This window comes from Alkaliphilus serpentinus (assembly GCF_009017255.1).
GTDB classification, from domain to species: Bacteria; Bacillota; Clostridia; order Peptostreptococcales; family Natronincolaceae; genus Alkaliphilus_D; species Alkaliphilus_D serpentinus.
The window spans coordinates 49,200-61,153 of the sequence record NZ_WBZB01000047.1; the positions used below are offsets into that span (position 1 = coordinate 49,200).

The 11,954-nt window shown below is 35.7% G+C and carries 7 protein-coding genes; 2 read left to right on the plus strand and 5 right to left on the minus strand.

Translation table 11 applies throughout. From position 1 onward, the window contains the following. Positions 1 to 78: 78 nt before the first annotated feature. From F8153_RS13065 to F8153_RS13080, 3 genes are read right to left on the minus strand one after another with little or no spacing between them, the layout of a single operon-like run. Positions 79 to 5,724, minus strand: a complete 5,646-nt coding sequence (locus F8153_RS13065; RefSeq protein WP_243136980.1) for a DUF6908 domain-containing protein — start codon at positions 5,722 to 5,724, stop codon at positions 79 to 81. After that, entirely contained in the window at positions 5,717 to 6,739 is a 1,023-nt protein-coding gene (locus tag F8153_RS13075) for a ParB N-terminal domain-containing protein (protein ID WP_243136981.1), read from the minus strand. Before F8153_RS13075 ends, F8153_RS13065 begins: the two co-directional genes overlap by 8 nt. After that, positions 6,732 to 7,514, minus strand: coding sequence for a ParA family protein (locus F8153_RS13080; protein WP_151866802.1), 783 nt, complete (start codon positions 7,512 to 7,514; stop codon positions 6,732 to 6,734). Before F8153_RS13080 ends, F8153_RS13075 begins: the two co-directional genes overlap by 8 nt. A 180-nt stretch (positions 7,515 to 7,694) precedes the next feature. Here F8153_RS13080 and F8153_RS13085 point away from each other — a divergent pair, with 180 nt between their 5' ends. Beyond that, a complete protein-coding gene (locus F8153_RS13085) occupies positions 7,695 to 7,898 on the plus strand; it encodes a helix-turn-helix domain-containing protein (protein ID WP_243136982.1) in 204 nt (67 codons plus the stop codon). Between the two features lie 35 nt (positions 7,899 to 7,933). Beyond that, positions 7,934 to 8,569: a hypothetical protein gene (locus tag F8153_RS13090; protein ID WP_151866804.1), complete on the plus strand. Its 636-nt coding sequence runs from the start codon at positions 7,934 to 7,936 to the stop codon at positions 8,567 to 8,569. A 486-nt stretch (positions 8,570 to 9,055) separates the two neighbouring features. Here F8153_RS13090 and F8153_RS16455 read toward each other — a convergent pair whose 3' ends face one another. Both F8153_RS16455 and F8153_RS13105 read right to left on the minus strand, forming a co-directional pair. Beyond that, the gene (locus F8153_RS16455) at positions 9,056 to 9,487 is read right to left on the minus strand and encodes a helix-turn-helix domain-containing protein (RefSeq protein WP_243136983.1); all 432 of its coding nucleotides are present in this window, start codon (positions 9,485 to 9,487) and stop codon (positions 9,056 to 9,058) included. Positions 9,488 to 9,766: 279 nt separating this feature from the next. Then, on the minus strand, positions 9,767 to 11,824 hold the full coding sequence (locus tag F8153_RS13105; protein WP_151866805.1) for a right-handed parallel beta-helix repeat-containing protein: 2,058 nt from the start codon (positions 11,822 to 11,824) through the stop codon (positions 9,767 to 9,769). Positions 11,825 to 11,954 lie beyond the last annotated feature (130 nt).

Sequence of the window (11,954 nt, forward strand, 5' to 3'; positions counted from 1 at the left end):
TTTACCATACCTCTTTTTGACGTGCGTTTTTTTATGTGTATAAAACCGCTTTACTTTATTTAAGCTGTGGACAACTCCTTATTTTGTTTTGCAACTATCTAATTTAGGAATAGGTAATTTAAGCATATCTGCTGTTTTTACATCTGCCATGTTTTTAAATATAGTCATGAGCTCTGGTAAATTTGAGAACTTAGCAAATCTGCTTTTATAGCGATATCCTGTTCCTTCAGGTGCTAGTTCAAGACTTGAAACAACTTCTCCAAACTGTGCTGCCCATGCATCAAAGTGATGGATACCTCTTGCTTCAAGCTCCTTATTTTGAATATACCTTTGCATAACATACATTTCAGTCATGCTATTACTGATGGGGGTACCAGTCGCAAAGATGACGCCACGTCCTTGATTGATTTCTTGGATATACTGGGTTTTCATGAGCATATCCATGGATTTTTTACTACGTGTATTGGAGATTCCCGCAACATTTCTTATCTTTGAAAATACAGCACAGTTCTTAAAATAATGAGCTTCATCTACATAAACACAATCTATTCCAAGTTCTTCAAAGTTAATCACATCATCTTTGGGGCTGTCGTGAAGTCGTTTGATTTCAGCTGTTAGTGAAAGCTTGAGCTTTTCCATCTGCTTGATACTCCAATTTTCACCATTACTCCTTTTTGCATCAGCAATAGCAGCAGAGATATCATTGATCTGCCTATGAATCATTTCCTCCTGACGTTCTTTAGATACAGGAATTTTCTCGAACTGCGAGTGCCCCATAATAACAGCATCATAAGCGCCAGTAGCAATACGACTGACGAAACGTCTACGATTTGATTTTTGAAAATCTTTCTTTGTGGTGACAAGAATATTAGCCGATGGATAAAGCCTTAAGAACTCACTGCCGATATGCTGTGTTAAATGATTTGGTACAACAAGCACTGCTTTATTAATCAGTCCCAGTCTCTTTTGTTCCATACAGCTAGCAACCATTTCAAAAGTCTTACCTGCACCTACTGAATGGGCTAGAAGTGTACTCCCACCATAGATAATTCTTGCAATAGCAGCTGTTTGGTGTTCTCTTAATTTAATATCTGGATTCATGCCTGGAAATTTCAAGTGACTGCCATCATATTCTCTCAGGCGGATATTGTTATAGTGCTGATTATAATAATTCACATACTTTTTACGTCTTTCTGGATCTTTGAAAAGCCATTCTTTAAAAGCCTGTTTTAATAAGGATTGCTTTTCTCTAGCCAGCATAGTCTCTTTTTTGTTGATGACATATTTTACACTTTCTCCATCTTCAACACGATCCTTCACCGTAGAATTTCTAAGATTCAAGCTGTCTTCGATGATGTAATATGCATTAATTCTTGAAGTCCCATAGGTTTCTTTGGCTGAAATGGAATAGCCATCTAAGCCTTTATTCTCAACACCAAAGCTTGCATTGTAATTGTTGTAGTGCACTTTGATTTCATTTCTGCCACCGGTATTGTGATAGTATCTCGGTGTTTTCAAGGTCTCATAGATAAACTGCTCATAATCTGATGGTTCAATCCATGTGGTACCCAACCTTACATCAATATCACTGGCCTCAAGATCAATGGGTTGTACTTTTTCTAGGGCTGGTACATTCTTTAAAAAGACTTCCGGATTCATATCCGCAAAGACCTTAGCAAATTTAAGCTTTTGTCTTACATCACCTGAGAGATATTCATCAGCCGTTTCCCAACCTCTCAAAGGATCATTTTCATCATATTTTTCAGGGTTCAGATAGATGTCCTGTTCAAACTCTTTAATGATGACCTCTGGTTCTTCATCATAAAGCTCAGCCATAAACGGAATATCTACCATACCTTTTTCATTTAAGGATGCTGATAATGCTTCAAATGCAGAATCTACATTTGTTATGGCTTCATAAGGTTTAATCGTTCTTTTAGTAAACATGTCTGCCTTTGTGACATGATGATCTTCATCCTCCACTTCTAGAGAACATAAAAGTGGATAATCATTGTCATCACGGAAGGCACTGGCATTTGGTCTTGAAGTAATATAACCATGATTCTTCACAAATGTATCATAGAGTTGATTTAATTGATTTTGAGCCTTTTCAAGCGTTTCCTTAGTACAACCTTCCATTTGAAGTGTAATGATTTCTCTTGTTATTTCACGAATCGCCATCATGCCTTGAATCCGCTCAAGGGTTTTACCGGTATAATCCATTCGTCTCATCATAGAGTTTTCACGGTAATAAAGTTTATCATCAATAAAGGCATAACAGTAGTTCTTATACTTTGGATCAGCAGGGATATCATTGCTATCCTCTTTTTTTGCCTGCTCGTAATAGCCGATTTTAGCTTGAAGATGAGAGACTGCTTCAGATAAAGCTTCTTCCAGATTAAAGTTACTATCTGTATTTACACATGTCGTATAACGACTGTCTCTACCAAACATTCTTTCATCAAATATCATTTCACCAAGCATCATATGGGGATGGTCAATGAAGTACTGATTGACGGGGACCCCATTTTCATTATCTGTAACTGATAGCCAAGTTGGTATTTCCACCGACCTGCGTTCTCTTTTTTTAAGAAAAAGAATATCTGCTGTTACATCAGTATTGGTATTTTCCTTAAATGCTGTATTGGGTAATCGTATTGCACCTATCAGCTCTGCTCTTTCAGCAATATACTTTCTGACAGCTTGATCTTTTTTGTCCATGGTTCCCTTACTGGTAACAAAGGCAATGATGCCACCAGGACGTACTTTATCTAATGTTTTTGCTAAGAAATAGTCATGGATCATGAAGTTATGCTTATCATAAAGTCTGTCATATACTTTATAATTACCAAAAGGGACATTGCCAATGGCTACATCAAAAAAGTTATCTTCAAACTGTGTTTCTTCATAACCTTTAATTTGAATCTGTGCATTCTGATAGAGCTGTCTTGCAATACGACCTGATACATCATCCAGTTCAACCCCAAAGAGTTTTGACTTGTTCATAGAGTCAGGAAGGTGGGAAAAGAAATTACCAACACCTAAGGAAGGTTCCAAGATGTTCCCCTTTTTAAAACCAAACTGATCAAGTGCCTGATAAATGCTTTGAATGACAACTGAAGATGTATAATGGGCATTGGGCGTTGAGGCTTTTGCACTATCGTATTCTTCTTGTGACAAGAGCTTCTTTAATTCAGCATACTCATTGCTCCAGCCACTTGCCCCTATATCAAAAGCCCCTGGCATACCACCCCAACCTACATATCTGGCTAAGATGGATTGTTCTTTGTCAGTGGCCATTCGATTTTCTGCCTCAATAACTTTTAACGTTTTAATGGCTTCAACATTGGCTCTGAATTTTGTTTTTAACCCACCAATACCAATCTCATCTTCAGGTGAAAATTGATAATTGATTTTTGTAGATTGTTCCTGGCTTTGCTTTTCATCTTCAACTGAACCAACGGATACAATGCCCCACTTTTCTTCTTCAGTCAGTGGTTTCTCATCAGGCAGAAAATCCAAAACAAAATCAACACTTTCTTTTCTGAAAATTGGATAACCAGTTTGCCCAGCAAAGGTTAAATCCATAAGAGATACAGCATTGTTATCATAATCAATGGATTCGATTTGAAATTTCCTTCCCTCAATATCCACTTCCATGCCTACTTCTAAGGGGTATTCATGGAGATCCTCATCTTCTAGGTCCAATAAATCATCCGTTTCTGAAGGTGCTTCAATAATAATTTCATGACCTTTATCATCAAATATTGGTTCTTGATTCTCTTCATCAATATCCTCTGAATAATAAGCCTTATAAACAATGTGGCCTTGCCTAGCAATATTTGATAACCAGTCTTTCAGAAAATCATTTAACTCATCTTCTAAATCAGGATTAACTAACTCATCACCTTGATAGGCTGCATGATAGATTGCCATATTATCTTGCTGAAAGGTGGCTGCTATTAATGTCTTTTGATTATGGTCCACTATGAGTTCCATATCTGGATCACTCATTAAATCTCCATTTTGCTCGTAATAGTGGGATAGAGAGATTCGATTCTCATAAAGCCTTTCAATAACAAGGTCCATAAAGCCAGGCGCTTTTAGCTTCATATACCGATAACGTCCGTTTAAGATTCCAGGAGCAATCTTCATTAACTTTTTATAATTCTCATGCCTAATTTTATTATCATCGTAACCTAAGTCAAATAATGATGGTTGATAGGCTGCCTTTCTTGTTGGTGGATTATCATTTTTATACCGAGGTTCAAAGTATTTACCATTAACAATTAAGGCATCAATACCGGAAGCCACTTTAGCCCAAGACAAATGAATTTTTTTATCGTTTTTATAAATATCAATTGTAATCCCTTTACTATCGTGATTTTCAAACCCATTTAGATCATCAGAAAATGTAACAGAACTACCGCCAGTACCATATTCATTTTTTAGAAAGTCTGCTTTTTCTTTTGCAGTATGTTCTTCTGAGAAGAAATCTACAATCCGCTGTTTCCCACCTTCAAAGCCAGAACCTCTTAGTACTACCTTTTCAATAATTTCATCATCTGTTAGTTCCATTAAAAAAGAGCTGCGTTCTGGCAGCTCTAAATCTTTTGCTATCTCTCCTTGAAGATAATTTCTTGAAGAACGATCTCCTCCGCTCTCATTCTTATCATCTCTCTGTGATGATAAGTCTGATAAGTGTTGGTCGGGTCCTGAATGGGTTCTTCTTGTAGCATCTGGTCTTGAAGTTTCTCCATCCTCTCCCACGCTTCCTCGTTCACTTGATGCATCGGTGGAAGCAGTATCCCTTCGGTCACTAGATAATTGTACCGATTGATGTGTTCCTCTTTCAGATAATTCAACGCCATCTGCCCGTACTTCCCTAGCGGCTTCTTGTCGTAGCTTTCCTCCCTCGATACTTGAATCTGAGGATGATAAATCCCTTGTACTTCCTGATAACTGAGTTCCATGGGTTTCATTGACATTCACGCTCCTTTTTTCTTCTTTGATAGTCTTAATTTCTCTTTCGATTTCTCTTAGAATATGTTCTGAGATGGTACTTGTCAGATAGCCTAATCTTAGAGTTAATGCCTTTGAATCAAAATCTGTTACTGTGCTAAATGGTTTCATATTACTTAGCTTAGGTTCTTCAATCCCTGAGCGAATGGCAGTCATATATTCTACACTATCCTTAAGCGACTGCATAAACTGCCTTGTAACACCTTCAATGGGAAGTCCCGACAACTTGGTCTTAGACAATTCTTTTTCAAGTCCTTGCTGAATATCTGAAGTATAAGCGAGGACTGATTCATGAGTTCGCCGTGTAATCCATTCTGACAGGGTATTTGCTTTAAAATTTTCTAGTAATTGTGATTCTAATGCTTCATTTAATCGCCAAACTTTGGGAATAGTATGTGGCTGACCATGGGTATCTTCAATATCAAATAAGTATTTTAGTTTCAAATAAGCACTTTGATCATCAAAGACCGCAATACTCTTAGCCCCTCTATTAATCCACCTGCCAATGCGACGGTTCCAGATTTCCATATCTGCAACTAAAGTAGCCTCAGGTCTTTGGGCATATATAAGTACGGCGTTATTAAAACTGTGCTTATATATCCTTGCATGAAAGGTTAAAAAGTCTTTCCATGATTGCTCATCTTGCATGATTTCCTTCAAGATGTAGTCATAAATTTCCTTGATTTCTGTCAGTCTATTCAATCATCTCCTCCCCCTCCTCAATGTCACTTGATTGGTTTTTCATCTGGCTAAAGTAAAAATCAAGAGCCTTTTCAATTGTTTTTTCAATAGCCTTCTTATCATCATTAGGATTAAAATACTTTGAAATGATTGTCGGTTGAAGCTTAAATGGTTTCACTTTACCTGTACTTTTTAGCATATCACCACTGATAATCTTTTGGGCTGTATTCCAGTTAAGCTTACTTTCTCTTTCGTACCTTCTAATAAGTGCTGCTTTCTTCATATCTACTTTAAATGTGTCTTCTGAGATAATAGCTTCCACCATTTCTTGATTATCTTCAGATAAATATGATAAATCCACACCTGCTCTCATTGCAATTTTACCTTCATCAACAAGGTCTTTTAACCCATTATTGAGGTGGTTTAGCCTAATGTATCTAGTTATTGAACGAGGAGATAATCCATATTCTTCTCCAAGTTTATCTCTAGTTTTTAACTTGTGGTCCAATGGGCCACAAGTTTCATCTTGAGCTAAATCAGGGGCTTTGGATAGTGTTTCAATTTCATCTAATAGATCATTTCTAACACCTTGACTCTTCATAGCATGATGCCTCGTTGCAATAACAGTTGCTCTCTCTGAATGAGCAAGTTCAGAAAATGATCGTTGCATCAGGTTTGTTTCTGTAACAATGAGCGTCGCTTCTTCTTCAGTGAGTCCTTCTTTGATTACTGTTGGAATCTCAGTTAATCCTGCTTCTTTAGCAGCATTAACTCTATTGTGACCAGATAAAATTTCATACTTGTCATCAATTTTCCTAACAACTATAGGAACAATCACACCATAGTTTTTTATGCTCTCAACCATGTCTTTAAATCTGTCCCCTTCATAAAGCTTGAATGGGTGATTTTTAAAAGGAATAAGGTCTTCTAGCCTTAATGACGTTGTGCCATCTGTTTTTTCAGATGGCACTTCACTATGATCTTCACCAAATATCGAGGCAAAGGTTTCAACTTTTTTCATTTTTATTTTATCCATTATTGATCAACTCCTTCGTTAATTCCTGATAAGCTATGGCCGCTTTATTCGTTGGCATGTAATCCACGATACATTTACTTTGAAGATTAGCTTCACCCACTTTTACTGACTTAGGTATCCTAATATCAAACACTTTAATATGCTCACCATAAGCTTCATCCACCATTTCTATCATGTTCTTTGATAGATTAGTTCTTTCATCAAACATGGTTAGCAGAATACCTTCAAAAGTAATGCTTGGATTAATTCTGCGCTTTATCTTCATAATTGTTTGAAGCAATAACTCCAAACCCTTTACAGATAGGTACTCCGGTGTTGCCGGAATCAATACGCTATCACAAGCAGCCAAAACATTTAATGTCATCAAACCTAATGATGGGGCTGAATCCACAATAATGTAGTCATAATCTGGTCTAAGTTGTTCTGTGATTGCTTTTAAGACGTATTCCCTACTCATAGTGCTGACCAAGTTCATTTCAATGGCAGACATTTCAATACTACTTGGAATAACATCCACACCATCCCTATTTAGTATGTAACTCTCTTTTGGCGGAAGATCATCTTCATTCATAACTGCCATCATCAAATGGTACAGTGTTGTATCCAGTGTTTCAGGCTTTACAATACCAAAACAGTCCGTCATTGACGCTTGGTTATCCGTATCGATTGCGAGAACCTTGTAACCCTCCTTTGCTAAAATTGTTGCTAAATTCCTACAAGTTGTACTTTTTGCTACTCCACCTTTTTGTGAAGCAACGGCTATAATTTTACTCATGATTTTTATGCTCCTTTCTGATATTCACTTTATAATGTGATAGTACACTTATAGATTAACCACATCAAGGTATCGCTTATTTTGAATCACTTACATCAAATCATTCGATGATTTAATTGCAGATATTCACTAATAGGTGTATTATTTAACTTAGGTAGGTGATAATTAATGAAGTTAACGATGGGTGAGAAAATCCGGATTTTACTTAAAAGAAAGAATGTAACGATAATAGAACTTAGCAAAAGACTCGGTACCACAAATCAGAACATGGCAAATAAATTCAAAAGAGATAACTTCTCAATGAATGAATTAGAAGCAATTGCTGAAGCTTTGGATTGTGAGTTTGAGGGATATTTTGTTGATAAGAATGGGGATAGGATTTAAGTTGTAAATATTATGAATAAAAAGAGGTGGATGTTATGAGCCTATATTATGTGCTCTTAGAAGATGAATATAAAGGTAAAAGAGAAGATATCGGAAATATTATGCTTAATTACTCTGCCCTATTATATGAAAAAACTGGATTGAAATTAGGAATATATCACGGACCTACAACAAGCGAGATCTATAGATATTTCGAGACGCAAGGGTTAGAAATACTTAATGAAGATGTCATGTGGAGGAACATGACTGATAATGAAAAAGCTATTAAATTTAATGATTACTTACAAAGCATCGATGCGCATCATGGTGAGTTAATTATTATTGATCCTTATATTTTCCCAAAGAGATACGACTCTAACTATATTGATTTCTTAAGCACTTTACTGAATAGTTGCCAATTATTGTCGGTTAAATTTGTCACTACTTCAGCAAACTTTAACCAAGATGTACATGATTCAATAGTCTCTAGATTAAATTGCCCTAGCGTAAAAGTTCATTTCACGGATGAATATCATGATCGACTGTGGATTGCTAACGAAAGGTCTGGATTCTTCCTTGGTACATCTTTAAACGGAATAGGTAAAAAGACTTCAATTATCCAATCACTAGAACCTGAAGATGTAGTAGATATTGTTAATGAACTTAAGAATTTATCGAATTTCAACGATTAAAAGTTTGTTAATTTTTTATGTTTAATAAAAAAAATAGATAATAAAAAATCCTGAATTCCATTCAAAGAATTCAGGATTTTTTGCTACCTATTTTCCATTTTTGACTCTCAAAATCTAGTGCTGGTAGACGTGTTCCCACGTACCAGGTCATATTGCGATTTTAATTTTGATACTATTTTTTAGGTCTTTTTGGTGGTAATTTTCACTATTTTTACTAAAACTAAAGAAGTCATAAAAGTGCTTGAATTCCAGTAAAATCAAGGGTTCTGGCGTTGTAGTCGTACCACCATCTCCACATGCACCGTATTAAGATACACTTTTATTTTTCGTTACCTATCGTTATTTATGATTATTCAGACCCCTAGTAAAATCAAGGGTTTAGGGGAAACCATAATATTTTTTATTACTTATCATTACTTACTATAATGTTAAAAAACTTCTGCGTGGTGGACACAACGTGGACTTTGACCACTAAAAGCAGAAGTTTTACTTATTTTCATTGGTATCTTTTCCAATGTATTCATCCAATAATTTAGGTGAAATATGATATGACCATCTTTTCACAAATACAGCAGTTCCAAAAGGAAGTCTTTGATTTTGAAGTCCAGCCCTTATATACTGTTGTGATTTTCCAAGTCTTCTTGCTGCTTCTGCTACTGATATATTACGAATTCCTGATCCAGTATCTTTTTCATGAACTTCTGAATCTAAATATTCAACTGTACAATCAAGTGCATCAGCGATCTTCTGTTTCACATCATCCTTTGGGATATTCTTTCCTGAAAGGTACTGACTGATTGATGATTTACCTTTATCAATTCGTTTTGCCAATTCAGATTGTGTCATATTTCTTTCATCCATTGCCTTTTTTAAATTCTTTGCAAAGCTCACCCTTTCACCCCTTTCAGATTCACCCATATAACTCATATAAGCTTCATATAAGCATCTTTTCCTATTCCTTGATGTATTTACCCTTTAACATTAAAAGTCTTATTCTGTTTGATTTAATAATCATATTAAAGTTCAATTTGTTCAAATGAAGTTCAATTTTATAATACCACCAGGTACTAGCCTTGTAAATGTAATTATCTAAAAATTTCAAGGTCATATAATGCCCATATAGCTGTTTTATCAATGGTCTTAATACATTTATACCCTTGAAAAAGCACCCTGCATGATGCAAAGTGCTTTTTCAATTTATTTTGCTATCGGTCTTCTAAAAACACAAATGAAGATCCCAAACAGAAGACAAATCTTCACCAGTTCAACCCATGTGATATTGGATATATCTGATGGAACTTCTTTAACTTTGGATGATGCAACTTCAACAATTTGTGGTTCAGCTTCATCCTTTTCATTTGTACCTACGTTCACATTAACATTGATAGTTATATCCTTTCCATCATCCTGAACTTTTATTCCATCAGCAATACTGCCATAATCAACTGTAATGGTCTGATTCTGACTTGCTGATGCTTGACCACCTTTTTCACCACTGCCATCATTGGAAGGTGGAAGATAAGTATTTTCTGTTGTGCTGTGGGATGAATAGTCATAATTCTTCACTGTGGAACTGTCATCTCTTGAATCTGAATTATGTGTGGTTGTATTATTGGTTGTATTCGTGTTGTTGCTGTCGGTTGTAGTGGTATTTGATGTATTATTGCTATCTGTTGTAGTGGTTGTGGTGGTAGTGGTTGTATTTGAAGATGATTGCTGTTCAGAATCTGAATCAGGTGCTTCATCATCAGTTGGTATTTCTGTTCCAGGGTCTGTTGGTTCTTCAATGGGGTCTTCATCATCAGGGGTTTCAGGGTCAGGTTGTGTTCCTGGATCAGTGGGTTCTTCAATAGGTTCTTCAACTGGTGGAATATATTCTTTAACCAAATAGGTCACACCATTGGTCAATCCAACAATTTCTGTTCCTTCCAATGCAGTTGCTTCTGCTTCAATGGTTGTCAATGTTCCATCTGCATTAGTATAATTGGTTGTTCCATCCACTGAAACCTTATACATTTTACCTGCTGTAAGTCCAGTTATTTTTTCATTGTCTGCTGTTCCTAATGATGCAGAATCAAGTAGCACTGTTGTTGGTGCAGGGGTGAATTCTTCAATCATATAAGTTTCACCATTAATCAAACCAATGATTTCAGTTCCATCAAGTGGTGAAGCTTCTGCTTCTATTTCTGTTAGTGATCCATCAGCTTTGGAATAACTTATAACATCATTCATTGTAACCTTGTAATACTTTCCTGATTCAAAACCAATCACTTTTCCATCACCTGGTGTTCCCAAGGATGAAGGGGAAAGGGTTACTTCTGTTGGTGGAATCTCGTATTCCAATTTCAAAAGGGAATTTGATGCAGTGGGATCGATATTAGCACCACTTAAATTAGTGCTTCCATCATAGTCATTAACCCAAGCTGTTGGAATGATACCATCATCTTTGAACAATTCAACTAGGGTTTCAATTGAATCTTCAAGGTTCAAATTCGCATATGAAACATTGGCAATATCAGCACCATTGGGTGCAGTATTATCAAAGACCTTTGTTCCAGTAATAGTCATTGTACCTCTGTTGAAAATACCCCCACCATTTCTTTCTGCTGAATTTCCTGTGATAATACTAGATGTAATGTTTATTGTTCCTGTGTCCATTGCATTTGTTATTGCACCACCTAATGTTACAGCATGACCATCTTTCAATGTACAACTTTCAATATTGACATTGCCTGAATTATTCACATATATGTGACCACCTTCAACAGCAGTGTTATTTTCAAATATACAGTTATAAAAATCAGCCGTATTATTGATGATATGTACTGCACCACCACCTGAATTTGTATTAACAATGTTTTTAAAAGTAGAATTATTAAATATCAACTTCCCATTTCCAAGTATATAAGCAGTGGAAGTTGATATTTCACCACCATCAAATGTGACATTCTCAAAAGTAACTTCTGAACTGATCTTGAAAAAAGCTGATGAACTCATTCTTTTCAATATTACATGCTTATCAGTATAACCATATTTATAAACACTTGATAACATGATTTGTCCATTAATACCTATTACGTCACCATCTTTTGCATTGTACATTGCTGAATAAAAGTCTCTAAAGTTTGAAACAATAGCAACTGGATCAGTTGAATTTGCCATTGCTTGCATCATTTGACTGGAAAACAGTATTCCAATCAATATAACTATCAATGACTTCATTTTGATACTTTTGTACTTTGTTGTTTTGTTCATTTTATCCATCTCCTGATATATAATATTTTGCAAATACTGCAATACAAATATTATATATAGGGGTGTCACATTTTGTCATAAACAATAAATAGAAAAAACCCCTGAACCGTTATATTCCAAGGGTCTTTGC

Bases quoted from the DNA above. Each gene is read 5' to 3' on its own strand.
- F8153_RS13105 (WP_151866805.1), bottom strand. From the start codon at position 11,824: ATGAACAAAACAACAAAGTACAAAAGTATCAAAATGAAGTCATTGATA.
- F8153_RS13075 (WP_243136981.1), bottom strand. From the start codon at position 6,739: ATGGATAAAATAAAAATGAAAAAAGTTGAAACCTTTGCCTCGATATTT.
- F8153_RS13085 (WP_243136982.1), top strand. From the start codon at position 7,695: ATGGGTGAGAAAATCCGGATTTTACTTAAAAGAAAGAATGTAACGATA.
- F8153_RS13090 (WP_151866804.1), top strand. From the start codon at position 7,934: ATGAGCCTATATTATGTGCTCTTAGAAGATGAATATAAAGGTAAAAGA.
- F8153_RS13080 (WP_151866802.1), bottom strand. From the start codon at position 7,514: ATGAGTAAAATTATAGCCGTTGCTTCACAAAAAGGTGGAGTAGCAAAA.
- F8153_RS16455 (WP_243136983.1), bottom strand. From the start codon at position 9,487: ATGGGTGAATCTGAAAGGGGTGAAAGGGTGAGCTTTGCAAAGAATTTA.